Source organism: Nocardia sp. NPDC049220 (genome assembly GCF_040647855.1).
Lineage (GTDB): Bacteria > Actinomycetota > Actinomycetes > Mycobacteriales > Mycobacteriaceae > Nocardia.
On the sequence record NZ_JBEZDA010000028.1, the window covers coordinates 18895 to 40770 of the forward strand.

At 65.4% G+C, this 21876-nt stretch carries 17 protein-coding genes; 9 read left to right on the top strand and 8 right to left on the bottom strand.

Going from position 1 to position 21876, the window contains the following annotated elements; genetic code table 11:
* Positions 1-118: 118 nt before the first annotated feature.
* Entirely contained in the window at positions 119-709 is a 591-nt protein-coding gene (locus tag AB0C34_RS29940) for a flavoprotein (protein WP_357080282.1), read from the bottom strand.
* Between AB0C34_RS29940 and AB0C34_RS29945 the strand changes: the two genes are divergently transcribed.
* On the top strand, positions 696-980 hold the full coding sequence (locus AB0C34_RS29945; RefSeq protein WP_357080285.1) for a hypothetical protein: 285 nt from the start codon (positions 696-698) through the stop codon (positions 978-980). The two genes, AB0C34_RS29940 and AB0C34_RS29945, sit on opposite strands and share 14 nt — an antisense overlap.
* A 5-nt stretch (positions 981-985) precedes the next feature.
* Here the strand turns inward: AB0C34_RS29945 and AB0C34_RS29950 are convergent, their stop codons facing one another.
* From AB0C34_RS29950 to AB0C34_RS29960, 3 genes are all read right to left on the bottom strand, one after another.
* Positions 986-1195, bottom strand: a complete 210-nt coding sequence (locus AB0C34_RS29950) for a hypothetical protein (protein ID WP_357080288.1) — start codon at positions 1193-1195, stop codon at positions 986-988.
* Between the two features lie 267 nt (positions 1196-1462).
* Entirely contained in the window at positions 1463-3025 is a 1563-nt protein-coding gene (locus tag AB0C34_RS29955; protein ID WP_357080291.1) for a phosphatase PAP2 family protein, read from the bottom strand.
* Positions 3026-3149: 124 nt separating this feature from the next.
* A complete protein-coding gene (locus tag AB0C34_RS29960) occupies positions 3150-3983 on the bottom strand; it encodes an alpha/beta hydrolase (protein ID WP_357080293.1) in 834 nt (277 codons plus the stop codon).
* Positions 3984-4951: 968 nt separating this feature from the next.
* Between AB0C34_RS29960 and AB0C34_RS29965 the strand changes: the two genes are divergently transcribed.
* A complete protein-coding gene (locus AB0C34_RS29965) occupies positions 4952-6898 on the top strand; it encodes a glycoside hydrolase family 15 protein (RefSeq protein WP_357080296.1) in 1947 nt (648 codons plus the stop codon).
* A gap of 213 nt (positions 6899-7111) precedes the next feature.
* Here the strand turns inward: AB0C34_RS29965 and AB0C34_RS29970 are convergent, their stop codons facing one another.
* From AB0C34_RS29970 to AB0C34_RS29980, 3 genes are all read right to left on the bottom strand, one after another.
* Entirely contained in the window at positions 7112-9508 is a 2397-nt protein-coding gene (locus tag AB0C34_RS29970) for an excinuclease ABC subunit UvrA (protein WP_357080299.1), read from the bottom strand.
* Positions 9509-10045: 537 nt separating this feature from the next.
* Positions 10046-10456, bottom strand: a complete 411-nt coding sequence (locus AB0C34_RS29975) for a VOC family protein (protein ID WP_357080302.1) — start codon at positions 10454-10456, stop codon at positions 10046-10048.
* A gap of 5 nt (positions 10457-10461) precedes the next feature.
* Positions 10462-10911 (bottom strand): helix-turn-helix transcriptional regulator, encoded by a 450-nt coding sequence (locus tag AB0C34_RS29980; protein WP_357080305.1) that lies wholly within the window; start codon positions 10909-10911, stop codon positions 10462-10464.
* Positions 10912-11277: 366 nt separating this feature from the next.
* Between AB0C34_RS29980 and AB0C34_RS29985 the strand changes: the two genes are divergently transcribed.
* The 7 genes from AB0C34_RS29985 (at position 11278) to AB0C34_RS30015 (ending at position 18675) form a co-directional block, all read left to right on the top strand.
* Positions 11278-11664, top strand: coding sequence for an acyl carrier protein (locus AB0C34_RS29985; RefSeq protein WP_357080308.1), 387 nt, complete (start codon positions 11278-11280; stop codon positions 11662-11664).
* Positions 11661-13175, top strand: a complete 1515-nt coding sequence (locus tag AB0C34_RS29990; protein WP_357080311.1) for an AMP-binding protein — start codon at positions 11661-11663, stop codon at positions 13173-13175. Before AB0C34_RS29985 ends, AB0C34_RS29990 begins: the two co-directional genes overlap by 4 nt.
* Positions 13175-14314 (top strand): beta-ketoacyl synthase N-terminal-like domain-containing protein, encoded by a 1140-nt coding sequence (locus AB0C34_RS29995; protein ID WP_357080314.1) that lies wholly within the window; start codon positions 13175-13177, stop codon positions 14312-14314. The genes AB0C34_RS29990 and AB0C34_RS29995 overlap by 1 nt, the downstream gene beginning before the upstream one ends.
* Complete coding sequence (locus tag AB0C34_RS30000) at positions 14311-15321, top strand: beta-ketoacyl synthase N-terminal-like domain-containing protein (protein WP_357080317.1); 1011 nt, start codon at positions 14311-14313, stop codon at positions 15319-15321. The genes AB0C34_RS29995 and AB0C34_RS30000 overlap by 4 nt, the downstream gene beginning before the upstream one ends.
* A complete protein-coding gene (locus tag AB0C34_RS30005; RefSeq protein WP_357080319.1) occupies positions 15318-15602 on the top strand; it encodes a phosphopantetheine-binding protein in 285 nt (94 codons plus the stop codon). The genes AB0C34_RS30000 and AB0C34_RS30005 overlap by 4 nt, the downstream gene beginning before the upstream one ends.
* A gap of 2 nt (positions 15603-15604) precedes the next feature.
* Positions 15605-16942 (top strand): salicylate synthase, encoded by a 1338-nt coding sequence (locus AB0C34_RS30010; RefSeq protein WP_357080322.1) that lies wholly within the window; start codon positions 15605-15607, stop codon positions 16940-16942.
* Between the two features lie 263 nt (positions 16943-17205).
* Positions 17206-18675 (top strand): PLP-dependent aminotransferase family protein, encoded by a 1470-nt coding sequence (locus AB0C34_RS30015; RefSeq protein ID WP_357080325.1) that lies wholly within the window; start codon positions 17206-17208, stop codon positions 18673-18675.
* Positions 18676-18837: 162 nt separating this feature from the next.
* Here the strand turns inward: AB0C34_RS30015 and AB0C34_RS30020 are convergent, their stop codons facing one another.
* Complete coding sequence (locus AB0C34_RS30020) at positions 18838-20709, bottom strand: FAD-linked oxidase C-terminal domain-containing protein (protein ID WP_357080328.1); 1872 nt, start codon at positions 20707-20709, stop codon at positions 18838-18840.
* Positions 20710-21876 lie beyond the last annotated feature (1167 nt).

Sequence of the window (21876 nt, forward strand, 5' to 3'; positions counted from 1 at the left end):
GCGTTGGATTGATTCATTCTTTGGCAGAACACGATTCGTCGCCATCGCGGATCGAGGATCAGTCTGCTCGGGCCAGCCGCGACAGTAGCGACGGAGCGGGTTGCGCGCGCGCTCGGAGCTATTGACTGTCGGCGGTATTCGCCTCCAGATGCTTGCGGACCGTCTCGATGAACTGCGGCGGTGAGGGGGGCGTCGGACTCTGCACGAAACTGCCCAGTGCGACGTCGTAGCGCGGTCCGACCGAGGGTTCGATGACATCGTGTCCGTCTTCGCGCAACTGGGCGACGTTCCGCTGGATGGCGGGCTTGGCCCACATCTCCGCGGACATCACCGGGAAAAACACGACCGGTGCGGTGGCCGCGATGATGGTGGCGGTCAGCATGTTGGGCGCCGCGCCGGTGGCCGCTGCCGACAAGACGTTCGCGGTCGCGGGAAGTACCACGAACAGGTCGTGCTCGGCGGCGAGGCTGGCGTGATTCTCCCGAGCCCAGGTGCTGGCGTCGTTCCCGGTGACCACCTTGTCGGCGAACAATCCCATCGTCGAGGCGGGGAGGAAGGTCGTCGCGGTATGGGTCATGATGACCGTCACGGTGCCATGGAACTGCCCGCGCAGCGCGGAGACGAACATGGGCAGAAACGCGACTGCGACCGAGCCGCTGGCGCCGATGAGCAGGCTCCCGGCGAAGGGAGGTGGCATGGTGTCGGACATCGTGTTCCCTTCGGGCTGGTACGGATACCGATCGTTCTCGGCTCGAACATGGACGGCTTTGCGGGCTGCACACACCGACGACCAGTCGCGCGAACGCCGCGGGGAACTGCATGGTGTAGGCCGTCAACTGTCCACGAACGTCAATGAGCCCAGCGAGAACCGCGCTGCGATCGTTCTGCGAGACCATGCGCTGACCTTCGAACTGGATATTGGCCAGCACGTGGACCTCGCGACTGCGTGCGATGAGCGTGCTGTGCGACTCACCCGCTGAGCGAGTCAGGACACCGTCGAGGACCCGACCCCGTCGATGTCGGTATGCCGCACTCGGCCGCCGAACCCGCTGTCGCCAATCGGCTGGATCCCCACTTCGACGAAGGTTTCGCAGACCAAGTCCCGCCAGTAAGCGGCCACGTCCGCACCCGAGACGTCCGCCGTGGACCACATCGCGGCGGAACCAGGAGATGATGGTGAGATCGGTTTCAACATCCTTCCTTGCGACGCAGCCCTGTCGTGCGCCGACCGGTGTCGGTAGGCCTCTGGTGTACCGATGGACGGGCCGTCTCGGCCCTCTGCACCGGCCCACCACTCGTCACGGATCCAGATAACGTCTCCGACCTCAGCGGTCACACTTCCGACACGTCACGTCCGGCATCCGCTATCAGTCACAGTACGCCCCACACCACCTGAGCCGTGCCCGGATGGCTTGCTGCGCGCCGACCTCGCCGAGCTCACCGAAAGATGGTGATCGCCTGGTCAGCGCACGCAAATCGCATCGCGGAGCCAGGGGGATCGGCGGTGGTGGGGGCGGATCCGATCGGTCCAGAGCGGATTGGATTCGTCACGGCGGTAAACCGCGAGCTGCCCCGCGATGGCGAAGTGCAAGCGGGTGGCTTTGCCGACCACCTCGCCATCGGTGGCCAGCGCCTCCGGAGTGGGTATCTGCACGTGCAGTTCCGGCAATAGGCGCTGGCCGTAGACCTTGCTGTGGCCGATTGCGGCGAACAACAGCGCCAGCACCGCACGAGCGCGGGACCAGCGCAGGTCGGCACGCAGCCAGCGTAGGTCGAGCACTCCGGCATCCAGCCGGTCGCGGAAAGCGGGTACCGCACCATACGGATGGTAGGGGCCGTTGCCCACAAACAGGAACCACACCCGTTGCCAGCGTCCGTCCAGACAGATCTCGATCGGTTCGGCACGACGCAGGGTAACTACGAGCGCAGCGGCGAAGGCCGGCCATTTCCCCCAGCGCGGTTGCCATTTCTCGCGCAGCTGCACCAGATCCGGATAACTGCCGACGCTGGCGGTGTTGATCAAGAATCTTGTGCGCGAACCGGTTTCGTCCTCGTACTCGACGCTCGCGATGTCAACCGCGACGGCCTCGCCGACCCCGGTGGCGTCGACCACCTCACGCAGGTCGTAGACGCCGAGGTCGCGGGCGAAGTGGTTGAGTGTACCGGTAGGGATGACGACCAGCGGCAACTCGTGACGCAGTGCGGTCGCGGCCACGGCGGCCACCGTTCCGTCGCCACCGGCGACCCCGATTGCCAAGACCGGCTCGATGTGCTCGGCGAGAGCCTGCTCGAGCTGATCCGCACAGTCGAGATCGGGTTGGGTGCGCAGCACGGTAGCGGCGGGCAAGGCCTCGATGATCTCGGCGGTGGGATCGTAGTTCGGATCGCCGGACACCGGGTTCACCACAACCACAAGCCCTTTGCCTTCCACCAGCACGGGCACCTCGCGCACCGGGCGGGCCCGTGCCTCGTCCGATTCGCGCACCGGCCACCAGCGGCGGGTAGCCAGGGCGATACCGGAACCGATGGCGGCACCGACGAGCACATCGGAACTCCAGTGCACGCCGGTGTGCACCCGAGAGTAGGCGACGGTCGCGGCCAGCGGGGCGGCGACCAGTGCAGTGCGGGGACTTTCGAGCGCCACGGCGGTGGCGAATGCCGCTGCACAGGCGCTGTGCCCCGAAGGGAAAGAGGAGGAGGTCGGGGCAGGGCTCAGACGCCGATGCAGGGGCAGTAACTCTGCGGCTGGGCGGCGCCGCGCGATGAGCGTCTTGAGTCCAGCGTTGACAGTGAGACTCGCGCCTGCGACGGAGACGACGCCGCGCAGCGCAGCGCGCCGCGGCGCTCCTTTCCGTGTGGCGAGCAGCGCCGCGAAGACGAGCCACAGCATGCTGAAATCAGCGCTGCTGGTGAGCCGCAGCAGCCCGTGATCGACCATGGAGGTCGGCAGCTCGGCGACCGCACCGCCGATTGCCCGATCGAACCGTCCGATCCTGTGGAAATTCCTGCGCACCCAGTTACTCACTCGTTCGACACTACCGACCGCCGTCACGTTCCTCCGCGAAGCCCAGCGGCGTAGGGCTATTCGACATCATGCCCAGCAACGGGTTGGCCCGCAGGCGAGGTCATGGCCACTGGATACGACTGCATTACTCGGCGAGGAATTCGAGTAGGGCTGGGTTGACGACGTCAGGGTGTGTCCAGGCGATGTTGTGTGGCCCGCCTTCGACGGTGACGAAGGTCAGGTCCTTGATCAGCGCCGGCAGTCGGGCTGCGGTGTTGGCGTACGGCAGAATTCGATCGGCGTCGCCGTGGATCAGCAGGGTCGGCACATCGATCTTCGGCAGGTCCGGACGAAAGTCCGTCAGCCAGGTGTCGACGCAAGCGTATGCGGCGAATGCCGACGCCGCGACGGCCACATTGAAACTTTGCTGCCATGCTTGGTCGCTGATACGTGTCCCACCCAAGACATCGACGTTGTAGAAATTGTCGAGAAAATCCTTGAAATAGGCGGGTCGATCCTTCTCGATCGCTTCTTTGATGCCTTCGAACACCGAACCGTCCACACCGTCGGGATTGTCCTCGGTCTGGAGCAGGAACGGCGGAATCGCCCCCATCAGAACGGCCTTGCGCACGCGGGCGGAGCCGTAGGCGCCGAGGTAGCGGGTGACTTCTCCGGTGCCCATGGAGAACCCGCAGAGGATTATGTCGTCGAGGTGTAGGTGATTCAACAGCGTGTCGAGGTCGGCGGCGAAGGTGTCGTAGTCGTAGCCGACGGTCGGTTGCGAGGATCGGCCGAACCCACGGCGGTCGTAGGTGATGACGCGGTAGCCCTCCGCGAGCAATACACGTTCTTGCTTTTCCCAAGAATGCCCGTTGAGCGGATAGCCATGGACCAACACCACCGGCTGCCCTTCGCCGTGGTCCTCGTAGTAGATCTCGATGTCGTCCGCGTTCTGTTGACCGACCTTGACCTTGCCCATCAGGTGTCCTCTCTGGTGGCTGCCCCAGCGGCCCGAGCTGATCGCAGCTCAGCGGGCTACGGTCTAGTGGCAGGTGATCCGTCGAAACTTCTACAGTTCGGGTGTCGCCGCACTTGCGCGACGCCGTGGAGCTACGAATCAGCGAACGCCTGCGCGTATGGGAGTTCTAGACGCCTCAGGCCGTCATACCGGGATCGGAAATGTGCCGCGTGCTGGGACCGAGTCATGCCGCGACACCGTGGGTCCACGCGGCATCGAACAGACGAACCTGGCCGGGACGCGGCCGATATGACGCTGCCGCTTCATGATTCCAACCAGGCAAGGAAGGTCGACCTGTTACGGCAAATTCCGGGCCGGCGTCCGGGCGACTGAATTGCCACCAGTTCGCTGATCCGGTCGTAGTAGACGTCGACGCCACCGTCTTCCACGAGGGAATCGTATCATCGAGAGCCTTGTCATTCAGCGAGGCCGGCACCGGCCGAAGCGGATCGACACCCGGATGCGTGGGCTCGGGACAGTGCGGGCACCTGTCCGTTATGTGGATAAAATCCCATATCAGTGCCATATTTCTCCCAATATCATCACCGCGGTGCCCACGGGCGACATTCGACATTCGGGGCGGAAGCTACCGGTCGTCGCGGGCGGACGAAGTCGACTCACAGATCGACATCAAGGCGGCAGTCCGTATTTGCTGAAAGATAACGATACGCTAATTTCTGATGGCGTCGACATTATCGCGCATCCGGCCCATATCTGCTCCGGCGCACCTCCCGTACCCGACCCTTGCCACATCGCGACGCTCGCAGGGCTTGCCGACCAGACCGACAAGGTGGTGGGCTTCTGGATACGCCATATCACCAACGTCCCGGATCCCACCTCCTGGTCTCGCCGAGAAAGAAGGTGGTTCACCAGGCAATCGCGTGGAATACCGAGTTCGAGTCCGTGCCGAGACAACGATGGAGCAACGTATGGACGACGGTTCCGATCGCAAGCCGCAGCTCACGGCGTTCCCGCGCATCGACGACTATGGTTTCATCTCCGACTGCGAGGTCACTGCCCTTATCGCTCCCAGCGGAGCCATCGAGTGGCTGTGTCTACCGCGAATGGACTCCCCCAGCGTCTTCGCAGCCATTCTCGATCGGTCCGCCGGGTCGTTCCGGTTCGCCCCCGCCGACGCCATGGTGCCCACCGATCGGCGCTACATCCCCGGCACGATGGTCATGGAAACCACCTGGCGCAGCGGCGAAGGGTGGGCGACGGTGCGCGATGTGCTGCTGGTCGGGCCCTGGCGGCACCAGAAACCAGGCCGCAGTGCCCATCGTCGGGCACCCACCGACTACGACGCCGAGCATATTCTGCTGCGCACGGTGCGGTGTGAGACCGGGCAGATCCAATTCGGGCTCGACTGCCAACCGGGCTTCGACTACGGCAAGCACCGCGCCCGGTGGGAGTATCTCGACAGCTACCATCTCGCGCAGGCCAACGCCGACGGGATCGATCTGCGGCTGACCTTGAGCACCGACATGCGCTTGGGGCTGGAAGGGACGCACGCTGTCGCCCGTACCCTCTTGAAGACCGGTGACACGCGTTTCTGCGCGCTCGCCTGGGGAAGCCGCGACGCCCCCCGCACGGCGGACGAGGCCGATGAACGGCTGCTGCGGACGATCCATCATTGGCGGCACTGGCTGGCCGGCGGGCGGTTTCCGGACCACCCCTGGACTACCCAGCTGACCCGCAGCGCGTTGACCCTCAAGGGTCTGACCTTCGCTCCCACCGGCGCCATCAGCGCCGCCGCCACGACCTCATTGCCGGAAACTCCAGGTGGACAACGCAATTGGGACTACCGCTACTCGTGGGTGCGCGACTCCGCCTTCGCACTCTGGGGGCTGTACACACTGGGTTTCAGCTGGGAGGCGAACGACTTCTTCTCCTACGTCATCAGCTTGACCGAAGGCGTCCGGGATATGCAGATCGTCTACGGCATCGGCGGCGAGGCCGACCTCACCGAGCAGACCCTCACTCACCTGCGCGGCTACGAGAATGCCCGTCCGGTGCGGATCGGCAACGACGCCTACCGGCAACGCCAGCACGATGTCTGGGGCGCGGTGCTGGATTCGGTCTACCTCTACGCCCGTCAGCAGGACCAAATCGACGCACGGGCTTGGCAACTGCTGGGCCGAGCGGTGAAGAGCGCGCTCACCTACTGGCGCGAACCCGATCATGGCATCTGGGAAGTTCGGGGGAAGGCCCAACACTTCACCTCCAGCAAAGTCATGTGCTGGGTCGCCGCCGATCGCGGCGCCCGGTTGGCCCGGATCCACCAGGACCCAGAACACGCGCAGCGCTGGCAACAGGCCGCGGACGAAATCCACGCCGACATCTGCACCCATGCGGTGGACTCCCGGCGGGTGTTCACCCAGTACTACGGCAGCACAGCACTGGACGCTTCGACTCTGCTCATCCCGCTGGTACGGTTTCTGCCCCCGGACGACGATCGGGTGCGCAACACCGTGTTGGCCATCGCCGACGAACTGACCGAAGACGGCCTGGTACTGCGATATCGCGTCGAGGAAACCGACGATGGATGCGCCGAGGAGGAAGGCGCTTTCACGATCTGTTCGTTCTGGCTGGTCTCCGCACTGTCGGAAATCGGCGAAAAGAAGCGAGCGGAACAACTGTGCGAGAAACTACTCGGTTACGCCAGCCCCCTCGGGCTCTACGCTGAGGAGATCGACCCCCGAACCGGCCGGCACTGGGGCAACTACCCACAGGCATTCACCCACCTTGCCCTGATCAATGCCGTGATGCATGTCATCCAGGACGAACAAGCCGTGCTCCGACAAGCACTCGGAGGAGAATCGATCGCCCCGCGACTGAACGATGCACCGTTCACGCTGGGCTACCTTCACCACTGACCAGGGCGGCAATGGTATCGGTTGTCCGGTCGTCGAATTCGTGCGGCGGGTCGAGTTTCCCGGCGTTCCCGGTCGAGCAGGCCCGTCGATCGTAGCGGCTTCCGACCGCCACCAGCCGAGATAACGCTGCGCCACGACAGTCGGCTGATTCGGATCGTGGCGTCGACGACCCAACGATTCGGGCACCACCCGTCGGTGCTCCAGCGGGTCAGGTCATGCGCCGACGTAGGCCGCGAGGTGTTCGGCGGTGAGAGTGGCGCGGGCGGCAACGAGATCAGCGGGGGTCCCCTCGAAAACGACCCGGCCGCCATCGTGGCCCGCGCCGGGGCCGAGGTCGATGATCCAATCGGCATGCGCCATGACCGCCAGATGGTGTTCGATCACGATCACCGACTTGCCGGAGTCGACCAGCCGGTCGAGCAGACCGAGCAACTGCTCGACGTCGGCGAGGTGCAGACCCGTGGTCGGCTCGTCGAGGATGTAGACGCCGCCTTTCTCGGCCATGTGGGTGGCCAGCTTGAGCCGCTGCCGCTCGCCGCCGGACAGCGTGGTCAGCGGCTGGCCCAGGCTGAGATAGCCGAGCCCGACGTCGGCGAGCCGCTGGAGAATAGTGTGCGCGGCCGGCGTGCGCGCCGCACCGGTGCCGAAGAATTCCGCCGCCTCGATTACCGACATCGCGAGCACCTCGCTGATGTCGAGGCCGCCGAGACGGTACTCCAGCACCGACGCCTGATACCGCTTCCCTTCGCAGTCCTCGCAAGTGGTGGCGACACCCGCCATCATCGCCAAGTCGGTGTAGACGACGCCGGCGCCGTTGCAGGTGGGGCATGCGCCCTCGGAGTTGGCGCTGAACAGCGCCGGTTTCACACCGTTGGCCTTCGCGAACGCTTTACGGATCGGGTCGAGCAATCCGGTGTATGTCGCCGGGTTGCTCCGGCGCGAGCCACGGATCGCGCCCTGATCGACCGACACCACGCCGTCCTCTGCCCGGAGAGACCCGTGCACGAGCGAGCTCTTGCCGGAGCCGGCGACACCGGTGATGACGACAAGCATCCCGAGGGGAATGTCGACGTCGACGTCGCACAGATTGTGCGTCGTCGCGCCGCGGATTTCCAGCGCGCCGGTGGACTTACGCGCCGTCTCCTTCACGACGGCCCGGTCGTCGAAATGGCGGCCGGTGATGGTGCCGCTGTCGCGCAGCCCGTCGACGGTGCCCTCGAAGCAGACGGTGCCACCCGCTGTACCTGCGCCGGGGCCGAGGTCGACGACATGGTCGGCGATCGCGATCGTCTCCGGCTTGTGCTCCACGACGAGCACCGTGTTGCCCTTGTCGCGCAGTCGCAGCAGCAGGTCGTTCATTCGCTGAATGTCATGCGGGTGCAGGCCGATCGTCGGCTCGTCGAAGACGTAGGTGACGTCGGTCAACGAAGAGCCGAGGTGGCGGATCATCTTGACGCGCTGCGCCTCGCCGCCCGAGAGCGTGCCCGACGACCGGTCGAGCGAAAGGTAGCCCAGCCCGATCCCTACGAACGAGTCGAGCGTGTGCCGCAGCGAGGCGAGCAGTGGTGCCACTGATGGCTCGTCGAGGTCGCCGACCCAGGCGGCCAGGTCGCTGATCTGCATCGCGCACGCGTCGGCGATGGTGATCCCGCCGACCCGCGAGGAGCGGGCCCCCTCGCTGAGCCGGGTGCCACCGCATTCTGGACAGGTGGTGAACGTCACCGCTCGCTCCACGAACGCCCGGATGTGTGGCTGCAACGAGTCTGCGTCCTTCGAGAGAAAGGACTTCTGCACTTTCGGGATCAGCCCCTCATAGGTGAGATTGACGCCGTCGATCTTCACCTTGACCGGCTCCTTGTACAAGAAGTCGTGCAGCTCCTTCTTCGTATATCGCCGGATTGGCTTGTCCGGGTCGACGAAGCCCGATTCCGCGTAGACGCGCACTGTCCAGAAACTGTCCGACTTCCAACCGGGGATGGTGAACGCACCCTCGGCGATCGACTTGGAGTCGTCGTAGAGCTGGGCGAGGTCGATATCGGACACCGTGCCCCGGCCCTCGCAGCGCGGGCACATACCGCCGGTGCGGGTGAAGGTCTGTTTCACAGCCTTCGTCTTGCCGGCGCCGCGTTCGACGGTGATGGCGCCGCTCGCCCGCACGGAGGGGACGTTGAAGGCGAACGCGCTGGGCGGGCCGATGTGCGGCTGCCCGAGTCGGCTGAACAGGATGCGCAACATCGCGTTGGCGTCGGTGGCGGTACCCACGGTCGAACGGGGGTCGCCACCGAGCCGCTGCTGGTCGACAACGATCGCGGTGGTCAGCCCTTCCAGCACGTCGACCTCGGGGCGCGCCAACGTCGGCATGAAGCCCTGCACGAACGCGCTGTAGGTCTCGTTGATCAGCCGCTGCGACTCCGCGGCGACCGTGCCGTACACCAGCGAACTCTTCCCCGAGCCGGAGACGCCGGTGAACACCGTCAGCCGGCGTTTGGGGATCTCGATACTGATGTCCTTCAGGTTGTTCACCCGCGCGCCGTGCACGCGGATCACATCGTGACTGTCGGCGCCATACGGCGCGGGCGACTGGGTGTCCGTCCTGGTGGGCGTGCTCATCGTGTCTCCATCTGTTATGCGGGGCCGGCTGCGCAGTCTCCGTCGGCGACACCCGGCTCGATCTAACCAGCTTCGACCACTCGGTCTGGTTTTCGCTTTGTCGGTGTGGTCGCGCCAACGGTCCGCTGTTCTCCGACCGGTGGTACCGGACAGGGCTGGCGCTACGGCCGTCCGGCCGGCGCGGTCGCGGCGGCGCATGGACCCGAGACAGCGACGCCGCTCGTCTCCACCAGCGCCGCCAACCCCGACCACGCCCGTCCGATGCGTCCGGACCGACCGACAACCGTCGCGCTGCTACCTGCTACCTGCGATCGAGTATCGCGTTCACCGATCCGCCGCACCGGCCACCCGGACAGCTCTGTCGTGAGCGAGCCGATGCTCGATCCCGTGCAGACAGCACTGATCAGGCCGGAATCAGCTCGTGAACGTCGCTCTCGCGATCAGTCACGGCAACCACCGGTCGGCCGCAATCGACGGCATTCGCGGGTATCGATCTGGTGCTGTCTGTGCAGCTCGTGGCGGTCGGCGCCGGGCGACTCAGCGCAACTGCTGAACGCGGATCAGGTTACCCGCGGGGTCGCGAACAGCGAAGTCGCGAACTCCGTACGGCTGCTCGGTCGGCTCTTGGACGATCTCGGTGTCGCTGGCTTGCAACCGTGTGAAGGCATCGTCGAGGTCGGCGGTAGCCAGCAGAATGCCGCCGTAGGTCCCTTTGGCCATCATCGCCATGATGGTGCTGCGCTCGTCCTCGGTGACGCCGGGGTCGACCCCCGGCGGATGCAGGACGATGGACGTGCCGGGCTGGTTCGGAGGGCCGACTGTGATCCAGCGCATCCCGTTGTATCCGACGTCGTTGCGGACCTCGAAGCCGAGGGTGTCGCGATAGAAGGCCAGGGCTGCGTCCGGGTCGTCGTGCGGGAGGAAGCTCGAGTGAATGCTGATATCCATGGCAGTCACGATAATTGCGGCTCGATAACCGGCGCTTCTCGATTCCTGATCGGTCTGCTCACTTGTTTCGCGACGCACGAGGGTATCCCCGCCGTCGCGTCCGCCGCTCGGCGTCGATAGACGCTAGGCGGCACACCGACCAGCTCGGTGAAGCGACTACTGAAGGTTCCCAGCGACGAACAGCCGACCGCGAAACAGACCTCGGTGACGCTGAGGTCGCCACGACGCAGCAGCGCCATCGCGCGCTCGATACGTCGCGTCATCAGATAGGTGTACGGCGACTCGCCGTAGGCGAGCTTGAACTGGCGGCTGAGGTGCCCGGCCGACATGTTCACACCGCGGGCGAGCGCCTCGACGTCCAGCGGCTGCACGTACTCCCGGTCGATCCGGTCGCGCACGCGGCGCAGCAGCGCGAGGTCGCGCAGGTGCTGCGCGGCGGTCGGTCTGCTGGTCACCCAACGGATCCTGCCACATCGCAGGGATCGCCGATCGGGGGCCCAAGCGGTCGAGCGCTGCCATGGGCGCGTTCGCCCGCAACCGCGACACACGCACCTGCCGACCCGGTTGGCCGAGGCTGACCGAGTTCGATGTGGGCAGCGTGCACGCCGTGCTCCTGTCCGGCCCTGGGTATTGGACCCGCCCCACGCATTGACGGGTGGGGCGCGCCCGCGGTGCACCTTCGGCGCGACGACCATCGGGTTCACCACCGGCCCAATGGAATTCGCCAGTATTGGCACTTTTCCGCGCACGCCGCGCCTTATAGCGTTCAGGCGTATGAGGAGGAAGCGTGGGAGCAGACGAAAGTACTGCCATTCATCGAGATGGCACAGGTCGCCGCTGCGTTCACGCCGGCTGTCGCGTCGCCTCCGGGCGACAACGCCATGCCGCATCGCCTCGCCCGCGCCGAGAAACGTAATCTGTTAGGACGTCCGATGGCCGCACCCGAGCAGTGGCACGACGGAAATGATCGAAATCTTCGCCGGTTGCGCGCGATAGCTGGAGAAGTTCTCGAGCTAGATGCCGAAACAATCGATATCGGCGCAAATTTTTACGATGACCTGGGCGTATCCTCGTTGGAGAAGGCAGAGATACTGTCGCGGATCGAACGAGAATTCGGCGTGACGCTCACGGACGGTTCGCACACCACCGTGAATTGCCTCGACGACGTGTCGGCGATCGTCGACCACTCGAGAGGTGGTCGTCGGTGAACCTGATCGAGTTCTTCGTCGGAAAACACGTGGATTCGTCTCGGAAACATTGTGTGGCCTATATAGATTCCGAAATCGGGAATGTCACCTTCACCGAACTGTTCCGGGCGGCAGGCGAATTCGCTGCACTGCTCGCGAACGCGGGGGTGGCCGCGCGGACACGGGGCATGGTGCTGGCAGACGACTCGGTGACAACCGTGGTGGCCGTCCTCGGACTCTGGTGGCACGGGTGTTCGGCAGTCCTGGTGAATCCGGCCTTGTCGGACAATGAGATCGGATTCATCGCCGCCGACAGCGGCGTGGAGTTCGTCCATGTCGATGTGACCGCATCCAGGCGAAGAGGCCTCGCGGCGGTGCTGGCGGACACTGCACAACTCGACGGTGACGCCATCAGAGAGCTGGTCATCCAGCAGCAGCGCTCGACCGAAGTCTCCGAATGCCCCGAGCCGGCGCAATGGTCGCCCGATCAGGAAGCGCTGCTGCAATACACATCTGGCAGCACCGGGGTACCGAAGGGAGTTGCGCACCGGGCGGACGCCCTCCTCTCGGTGCCTGCCGGGTTCGGACGCGTTGTTGCGCTCGCTCCAGGCGACACCGTGCTGTCGACCGCGAAGTTGTCCTTCGCCTACGGCTTCGGCAACTCCCTGCTCTTGCCGCTCAGCGCGGGCGCAACCACAGCGCTGATCCGGGGCGGGGTGGACGCGCAGGTCGTTCGCGGCGCGCTTCGCCGCTACAACCCGACGGTACTTTTCTCGGTACCACGCCTCTACGCGTCGCTCGTGGGGTCGTTCGACGGCTCCGGCGGCGGTCGGCTGCGTCTGGCGGTCTCGGCCGGCGAGGCTCTTCCCGCTGAGCTGAGCGAACTGACCATGCGACGCCTCGATGTTCCGCTGGTGAACGGCCTCGGAACGACCGAAGTGCTGTACATCGTCGTGGCCACATCGCCGTCGGATCCGGCGCCCGGCACTATCGGTGTGCCAGTGCCCGGGGTGCACGTCACGGTACGCGATCAGGACGGCCGGGTCCTGACCGGTGACGATGTGGAGGGCCGGCTCCACATCGCCTGCCCCTCCGTCGCGGCCGGCTATCTCGACCGGCCCGCCGCGACGCAGGAAACGTTCGCCGCCGGTGGCGCGTTCACCGGTGACATTGTTCGGCGATCACGGGGCGGCTCGATCAGTTACCTCGGTCGAGTTGACGACTTCTTGAATCTGGGCGGATACAAAGTCGCCCCCGCCGAGATCGAGCGGGTGGCCCGCACCGTTCTCGGTGTTCGTGACTGCGCTGTGGTCGCGGTCGCGGACCGGCACGGGCTTCAGCAAGCGGTGGCGTTCGTCGTCGCGAACAACGAGTTCGAGCCCAACGCGGTACGTCGCGCTGTCATCGCAACCCTGCGTGCCGAACTTGCCTCGTTCAAGCGCCCCGGTCGGGTCGAGATGGTCGATGCCCTACCGACCACATGGACGGGCAAACTCGCACGCAACCGCCTGCGCGCAATGGGAGCCGGCTGATGCCGTGGGATATCACCGGGATGGCGGCCACCGCGTCCATCGGCGACGCGCCCGACCAGATTTTCGCCGCGTTGTGCGCGCGACGCAGCGGCATCGGGAGCCTGCGCGCGTTCGACGCGGCAAAATACCGGACCCGGCACACCTACGAGATCGATGACCGCGGATCGGACGGCGACCGGCCGTTCCGGGCTACGCAATGGCTTCGAGCCGTGATCGCGGCGGCGTTGGCGGACTCGGATCTCGCGGCGTCGTCCCAGCAGTACCCCGTGCTCGTCGGAACCACGCTGCGAGAACAGCGATCCGTCGAACTGTGGTGGAAAGACGCCGGCGCGTCGACATCACTCGATCCCGATCGCCTCGATTTCGCCGCCGCGCTTCGAGACACCGCACAGATCGGCGAGGTGTACACAGTCGCCAGCGCCTGCGCCGCGTCCCTGTACGCACTGGGAATGGCGACGGACCTGATCGAACTCGGACTTGCCGACACGGTGATCGTCGCGGGCACGGATTCGATCACCGAGAGCGCGTTCGGTTCGCTGGACCGCGTTCAGAACAGTACGCCGAACGCGCTGCGCCCGTTCGACACCGATCGCGCGGGCATGATCATGGGTGAAGGCGCGGCAGCGGTTGTCGTGCGTCGAGCCGAAACCGGAGTCGCTCGGCATGCACGGCTTCGCGGCGTCGGGATGAACTGCGACGCGCGCCACGCCACCGCGCCGGATCCGGCGAGCATTCAGGCCGTCATCGGGGACGCCCACAAGCGAGCAGGAGTCGATGCCGGCGACATCGACCTGGTGATGCTGCACGGCAGCGGCACACCGCTCAACGACGCCGTCGAAGCATCGGCGCTGACCGAAGTCTTCGGCGGGCTCGTCGCACCACCCGCGATGACAGCGATCAAATCAATGACCGGTCACACGCTCGGCGGGTCCGGATTGTTGAGCCTGATCATGGGGGCAATCGCGTTGCGGCGCGGGCTGATTCCCCCGATCGTAGGCCTCACCGATCCACTGGCCGAGGCAGCGAAACTGCACCTGGCGCAGGACGTGGTCCAGGCCGACATGACGATCGCACAGATCGATGCGTTCGGGTTCGGTGGCATCAACGCGGTGGCAGTCATCGAGAAGGGGACGAAATGATGCGACAGCCATCGGTCGTCACCGGCGTCGGCCTCGCGGTCGCGGGGCTCGCCACCGGCACCAGCCTGATGTCGGTGGACTCGATCGACGGTGGGTTCGATCCGTTGGTCGACCTGGGCGGACCGCAGATGCGACACAAGGACCGCGCGTCGAGACTGGCCTTGCGCTCGGTCGAGCGCGCGTTCGCCGACGCGGGCAGGTCGGCCGGGACAGCGGGCTCGGTGGATCACGCGACGACGGCCACGGTGGTCAGCTCCAACTACGGCAATCTCGACACCGTCTGCGAATTCACCGATCGCATCGCGGAACTGTCCACAGCCGGTTTGAGCCCTTTGGGGTTACCCCACGTGTCGTCCAACGCCATCGCCGGCTGGATCGCGATCCGGCACCGGCTGCACGGTCCGAACATCACCTTGTGCAACGGCCGGACCAGCGGAATCGACGCGCTGTATTGGGCAGACAACCTCATCGGTGTCGGCCGCGCCGACGCCGTGGTGGTCGTCGGTGTCGAACCCGACACGCGTCAGGTGCGCCGACTGTTGCGTGCCGGGCCGGATGTGCAGGTGCTCGACGGCGCCGCGGCCGTGATTCTGGAATCGGAGGCGTACGCGGCGAATCGGCAGGCGAGGGCGCGGGCCGTCCTGGGAAGCCGTTCTCGTGCAGCCGATATCGATCAGGTGGTTGCCATGTTCCGAGACGAGACACCGATGCCGGGGCTGTGGCTGACCCCGTCGGCACTACCGCCGGATACCTCGCCGCTGGTCTCGGTCCTCGACCTCACCCAACAACTCGGAGAGTGTTCGGGGGCTCTCGGGGTGCTCCAGTGCGTGGCGGCGGTCGCTCACCTCGACAGCGGGGATCCGGGGCCGATCTACGCGACGTGCGGCGGTGGGCCACGCGGCGACCTCGCGACGATGCGATTTCTCCGCCCGCGCGACCTCGCGACGACACCGTTTCCGGTTCGACACCACGCCGGAAATTTCCCACTCGATCAGGAGGGAAGATGACGAGCAACCCATGGTCGGCGGCTGATATCGAGGATCTGCGGGACTTGGTCGCCCGCGTCCTGGAGGTGGCTGCTTCCGAGTTCACCGAAGACACGGATTTCGTCGACCAATTCAATGTCGACTCGCTGCTCGAGCTCGAGCTCGCCGCGCGTTTGGAGCGGAAATACCGCATCGAGATTCCCGCAGCCGAGATCGCCACGCTCACGTCGCTCGGGCACGTTCGGAAACTCGTCGACCGGCTGCGCGACGCGGATTCACTCCGTGCCGAATCGAATAACTGAGAATGGAGGACCAGGTGACCGCACCGGAATCCGTGCGCATCGAGCCGGCGGTCGACACGGCGACCGCGATGTCGCGCCTGGCGGGATCGGATCGATTCGGTGATTACGTCGTCTACGAACGGCCCGGGCACTCGGTCTTCGCGGCGAGTCCCCTCGGTCACGTCCAGTTCGACACCGACCAACTGCGGGTGAGCGTTGCCGACCGACACACACGCGAGCACTGGAACGGCCGGCCGGTCGACACGCTGAGGCGAGCGTTGGAGTCGTTGCGTGTGGGCTGTGGTGCAGGGGCATCGGGTACCGCGTACGGGTGGATAGGATTCGAGTTCTGCGCCTATTCGTTCAGCGCCGAGCACCACCTCTCTAGCAGAACCGGTTTGGCGCACTTGATCATTCCTCGCATCGAGGTCACGATCACGGAATCGAAGGTGACCGTGAACGGTGCGACGGCCACGGAGGTCGACGTGATCGAAGAACTGCTCGGCGCGCCGGTCGAGTCGCCACCGGTGGCGCATCCCGTCGACATCCGCGCAGATGCGAGCGGCTACCGCGCGCGGGTTGCCGCAGCCGTTGCCGAGATCGCCGAGGGGCGGTATCAGAAGGTGATCCTGTCGCGTCGGGTCGAATTACCGTTCCGCGTCGACCTGCCTGCCAGCTACCGGCTCGGGCGGGCCCACAACACCCCCGCGCGCTCGTTCCTTCTGCGGCTCGACGGATTGGCGGCGGCGGGGTTCAGCCCGGAGTTGGTGGTCTCGGTCGATGACGAGGGCGTCGTGTCCACCGAACCGCTGGCGGGCACCCGAGCCCTCGGGCGGGGCGCGAGAGCGGATCTGGCTGCCCGGAACACTCTGGAATCGGACCCGAAAGAAATCGTGGAGCACGCTGTCTCGGTGAAAACGGCGCTTACCGAGGTGGCGTCGATCGCCGAACCGGGTTCGCCGGTGGTAGCCGATTTCATGACCGTCCGAGAGCGCGGAAGCGTCCAGCACCTGGCGTCGACAGTCCGCGGGCGGCTTGCCCGGCATCGGACCAGCTGGGATGCGCTGGAAGCGCTGTTCCCGGCCGTCACCGCGTCGGGAATACCGAAGCGGGCCGGCGTCGACGCCGTCTTTCGCCATGATGACCCACCACGCGGTCTGTACTCCGGGGCGGTGGTGACAGTATCGGACAGCGGTTCGCTGGAGGCCGCACTGGTGCTGCGGGCGGTGTACCAGTCCGATGGTGCCGCATGGCTGCGTGCGGGTGCGGGCATCATCGGGCAGTCCCGGCCCGAGCGCGAATTCGAGGAAACCTGCGAGAAATTGAGCAGTGTGGCGCCATATCTGGTGCGCATGGCTTGAACTCGCACTGAACCGGCCCGACGACGGATGCCGATCCGGGCGCCCGACGGCTCGGAAAGCCGTGCTTCTCGCGACGTTGTTCGCGCGAATTGCAGTGGCGCGTAGGAGTTGCGGCATGGTGACGCATGAGTAGGCTCCCGATATGCTCGGCCGGACCCACTCATGAGCGCGGCGCTCACGGCTTTCCCGATGGGTGCTGCGCGGCGCCCTCCACCATCGATGTCCGGCCACCTGCCGTCGCTCGCCAGCCGACGAGGCTGACAGTGGACGTGCACGTGACATTCGCGGGTCGAGGGGACCTCGGTGGCCAGATCTACCGGCAGATCAAGGCCGCGGTGCTGGACGGGCGACTGTTGCCAGGACAGCCACTGCCCCCGTCACGAGAGCTCGCGCGACGGTTGGCTGTGTCGCGCAACACTGTGACCGGCGCCTACGATCGACTGACTGCCGATGGACTGGCCGAGAGCCGCGTCGGGGCCGGAATATTCGTGCGTGCGGCGATCACCGCGCCGGGCTTCCCACCCGCATCATCCGGGGGTGAATCCGCCGTGCTGCCATTGCCCCTGTGGACCGACCTCACAGTTCCCGGTCCCGATTTCTTTGCGGATACACCACAGTACGACCTGCGTCCCGGTATCCCGGATGTGCGGCTGTTTCCCTTCGAGGCGTGGCGGCGATTGACCTCGCAGATGCTCCGAGCATCGTCCATGGGGACAGGAATGCCCATCGACCCGGCGGGGCTGCTCGCACTGCGGGCCGCTATCGCCCGCCATATCGGCGTCTCCCGGGCGGTGCACGCGACCGCCGAGAACATCATCATCACGCAGGGCATCCAGCAGGCGTTGGACCTGGTCGGACGAGTGCTGCTGCGACCAGGTGACTGCGTGGCCATCGAAGATCCTTGCTACCCCCTCGTGCGAGAGTTGTTCCGGTCCATGGGCGCCGAGGTCGTCGGCGTCGAGGTCGATCCGGAGGGCATGCGTGTGGATGCGCTTCCCGACCACGCACGGATCGTCTATGTCACCCCGTCGCACCAATTCCCGCTGGGTATGCCGATGTCGTTGCCGCGCAGGCTTGCGCTACTCGACTGGGCGCGCGGTCGCGACGCCATCGTGGTCGAGGACGACTATGACACCGAGTTCCGGTACGGCGGGCGCCCGCTTCAACCGCTGCACAGCCTCGATTCCGCCGGACGGGTCATCTACGTCGGAACCTTTTCCAAGATCATGCTTCCGGTGCTGCGAATGGGGTTCGTCGTCGCACCCGCTGCGCTCTGGGCAGCGTTGCGGGCCGCGAAGTATGTTGCCGATTGGCATTCCCCGGAGCCGACGCAGGCCGCACTTGTCGGGTTCCTCGAGGAAGGCTTGTTGGCCAAGCACATCCGTCGGATGCGCCGAGAGTATCAGGCGCGGCACGATCGAATTGTCGACCTGCTGGCGGCGGATTTCGCCGACGCGTTGACCGTCATTCCATCTGCGGTAGGACTGCACGTGGCGGCGTGGACCCACCCCGGCATCGACGCACGTGCCGTCGCTGCTCACGCTCGCGGTCGCGGCGTGGGCGTGTTCCCACTCTCCCAATTCCGCATGAGCAAGGGCCCCGACGGCCTGATAGTGGGATACGGTGCCATCCCGCTGACCGATGTCGACGAGGCCCTCGACCTGCTGCGCTCGACAATCGAAGAGAACCGACTGACAACTGCTACGCGCGCCGTCCGGCGCGCTGGGCCATGAGTTGATCGGAGCACTCCCCTTACTCGGATCGTGATCAGCCGAATTGTTTGCGCGCCCGCAACTCGGCCGACGTTTCGGTCTCCGACACAACGCGGCGTCGGTCTGCCTGCATTCGAACTACGGAAGGCGAATTGTCACCGTTCAGGGCCCGTGAGTCAGAGACTAGGTTCGGACCGCGATCTTGAACACGAGGTTGGTCAGGGCGCCGAAAGCGCCGTGTGCACCGATATAGAGCCGTTTGGTGTCGTAACCGGCGACGTCCTTCATGTTCTCGCCACCGAAGCGGGCTGTGGCTTGTCCGTCGATGAGGGTGACGTCAGTCCCGAGCAGGGCGTGCCTGACGTGAATCCGCTCGTCGCCACTCACGGTGGCCACCAGTTCGCCAATAGTACGTTCTCCACCCGATACTGGAAGGGCGGCGCAGGTCACGTTGCGCTCGTCGAGGTAGCGGTTGATCTGCTCCAAGGTGGCTTCGGCTCCGACGATCAGGGTGAGGTTACCGAGGTCGACAGCGATGTCGGTGTTGCTTCCAGCAGTCGGCGTGGCGGCCGGATCCTGTGACAGGTTGCCGGTCAGAGCCTCGCGGACGGCGGCACCGAACGTGCTCACGTCTGGCTCCTCGGGTGCGGGATCGGGCAGCATGATGCCGGGATTGAATAGCCCTGCGGGGTCGAAAGCCGTCTTGATCGCGCGTTGGGCGGCAATCTCGACCGGAGTGAAGCGCTTGGTCATGAATTGACGCTTCTCGGTGCCGACCCCGTGCTCGCCGGTGATGGTACCTCCCAAACCGAGGGCTGCGTCGATGATCTCGTTGTTCGCGGCTTCCAGTGCCGAGGCAGCCTTGGGGTTGCCCTTGTCGAAGAAGGTGGTTGGGTGCAGGTCGCCGTCGCCGGCGTGGCCGGTCACGGCGATGAACAGCAGCCCGTCGGCGTGGCGGGCGGCGGCGCCCTGGATCGCCTCCTGCATGTCGGGGATCCGTTGGCGGGGAACGGTGACGTCGCCGATGAAGAACCCTTTGCCGCTCTGCACCACCGAGTCCGGGGCGTGCAGACGGCCGTACCACAGCACGGCACGGGATTTCTCGTCCTCGGCGACTCGGACTTCGGTGGCCCGCTCGCGTAGCACCCGGTCCACGATCGGCTGGTCGCGGGCGACCTCGGCGGCGGTGCCGTCGATGTCGATGAGCACGATGGCGTCAGCGTCGAGCGGGTATCCGGTGTCGTAGAACTGCTCGAGCCCCGCAATACCGTCTCGGTCGAGCCATTCCACCGCGGCCGGGACGACACCGGAGGCAATCACCGCTGCGACGGCATCGGCACCCTCTCGGGCAGAGGCGAACGCACCCATGAGGCTGTGCGTTACCTCGGCGATCGGGCGAAGCGCGATGGTTGCCTCGGCAACGATTCCCAAAGTGCCCTCTGAGCCGATGAGAACGCCGAGCAGGTCGGGGCCGTCGTCGTCGACGCTGAGGGTGACGGTGGACCCATCGGAGAGTACGACCTCCACCGACAGGATGTGGTTGTAGGTCACGCCGTACTTCAAAGCATGGGGGCCGCCGGCGTTCTCGATGATGTTGCCTGCCACGGTGGCCAGGTGCGCGGACACCGGGTCAGGGGAGAAACACAGCCCGTGTGGGGCGAGCCGCTCCTGCAAATCGGAGTTGATGACGCCGGGTTCGACCCGTGCACGGCGGTTAGCGACATCGACCTCGAGGATTCGGTTCAGGTCGGAAAGGTCAAGTAGCACACGGCCTGCGGCCGGCATCATTCCCGCGGAGCAGTTCGACGCACCACCACGGGGGACGATCGGGACGTTGCGCTCGGCGGCGATCCGCACGATCGCAGCGATTTCGTCACGATCACGAGGGCGCAGCAGCAGGTCTGCGGTGCCGCCGAAACCCCAAAAGTCGTGGCCACGCTCGGTGCGGACGGTGCTGTCGGTGATCACTTCGCCGCTGCCGGTGACCGCGGTGGTGAACTGTTCGATGGTCGCGCTGTCCAGACTGGTGACGTTTCCTGAAGCATGAGTGGTCATTTCGATCGGTCCTTCGATCGTGCGAATCGACTTGTCGAGAGCGGTCGGTTCGGCGGTGCGCCGACGGCTGGACATCGACAGGTTCGGTGCTGGTGCGGCTCAGCGTGGGTCGCCGGAGGTGGTCATGAGACTGCCGCTTGCTGTTGGTCCGTTCATGGTGTCGGACGCCGGTGAAGTCGGTTGCCGTCGTTCCGATAGATGCGAACCGGCGCTACCCGGAGAACTGCCTGATGGGTTTTCGTACTGCCGACTACCGGCTCATAGATGGCCGCGTCGACCCGCAATGATGGCTTGCAGCCGATTCCCGGTTGTCAGAGAACAAAATTTAGAAGACCCCAATTATAGAAGGTCGCAACATATTCCACAACCGAGGTCGATCGGCGCGGAGAACCTGGATGAAGATAACCACCTGACGCCATCGCCATAGAATTGACCGCTGATCGAATTCCTTCCTCCGACAAAATATGGAGGATGTCAGGGACGCTCTCGAAAATTGTCGCCCATTAATCTAATCAATATTCGGTCGCTCAGAAATTCGCAGCGCGTGCGACGGCCTTCGCCGCGTCGCTGGCGCGAACTGGTCGACCCCACTCAGCCACACACCCGATCGGATCAGCCACTCCACCTATCGATCCCTTCCATTTCTATCGAGGGGCGACGCGGCGGCAGGTGTCGGCCGAGTTGCAGGCTTCCGCCGATTCCAGTCCACGAATGTGTCATGCGTCACAATATGTGATGAAACCGTCGCGGCGGCTTTCACGACTAGATGTCGGCAGTGAATTCACGGTGCCGACTGCACTGATCGCCGCCGGGATCCCCTCCTGGAACGACACGCACTGAACACCCGAAATACCGGAGGTCGTGGTGGTACATGCCGGACCTGCCACCACACCAACCCGGTCGGAATCCGCACGCGCGCTCACCCATCGTTCGGCCATCAGCATCCGAGCGACTCCGATTCGCTGACCCGAAGAAGTGAGCATCATTATGCGCATTTCCGGCAAATGCCGTGTCGGAGACAGCGTGCCGGTGCCGAATGTACTCGGCAATAGCGGGTGGTGAACTTCGGCGGCTACGCTGGGGTGCTATGTCGGCGACGCGACGCGTGCGTGCCGGGGGTTCGGTGACGACCACGGATGATTTCGTCGGCCGTGGTCCAGAACTGGA

Bases quoted from the DNA above. Each gene is read 5' to 3' on its own strand.
- AB0C34_RS29945 (WP_357080285.1), top strand. From the start codon at position 696: ATGGTGTCGGACATCGTGTTCCCTTCGGGCTGGTACGGATACCGATCG.
- AB0C34_RS29975 (WP_357080302.1), bottom strand. From the start codon at position 10,456: ATGGATATCAGCATTCACTCGAGCTTCCTCCCGCACGACGACCCGGAC.
- AB0C34_RS29985 (WP_357080308.1), top strand. From the start codon at position 11,278: ATGGCACAGGTCGCCGCTGCGTTCACGCCGGCTGTCGCGTCGCCTCCG.
- AB0C34_RS30010 (WP_357080322.1), top strand. From the start codon at position 15,605: ATGGAGGACCAGGTGACCGCACCGGAATCCGTGCGCATCGAGCCGGCG.
- AB0C34_RS30000 (WP_357080317.1), top strand. From the start codon at position 14,311: ATGATGCGACAGCCATCGGTCGTCACCGGCGTCGGCCTCGCGGTCGCG.
- AB0C34_RS29960 (WP_357080293.1), bottom strand. From the start codon at position 3,983: ATGGGCAAGGTCAAGGTCGGTCAACAGAACGCGGACGACATCGAGATC.
- AB0C34_RS29950 (WP_357080288.1), bottom strand. From the start codon at position 1,195: ATGTTGAAACCGATCTCACCATCATCTCCTGGTTCCGCCGCGATGTGG.
- AB0C34_RS29965 (WP_357080296.1), top strand. From the start codon at position 4,952: ATGGACGACGGTTCCGATCGCAAGCCGCAGCTCACGGCGTTCCCGCGC.
- AB0C34_RS30005 (WP_357080319.1), top strand. From the start codon at position 15,318: ATGACGAGCAACCCATGGTCGGCGGCTGATATCGAGGATCTGCGGGAC.
- AB0C34_RS30020 (WP_357080328.1), bottom strand. From the start codon at position 20,709: ATGACCACTCATGCTTCAGGAAACGTCACCAGTCTGGACAGCGCGACC.
- AB0C34_RS29970 (WP_357080299.1), bottom strand. From the start codon at position 9,508: ATGAGCACGCCCACCAGGACGGACACCCAGTCGCCCGCGCCGTATGGC.
- AB0C34_RS29995 (WP_357080314.1), top strand. From the start codon at position 13,175: ATGCCGTGGGATATCACCGGGATGGCGGCCACCGCGTCCATCGGCGAC.
- AB0C34_RS29940 (WP_357080282.1), bottom strand. From the start codon at position 709: ATGTCCGACACCATGCCACCTCCCTTCGCCGGGAGCCTGCTCATCGGC.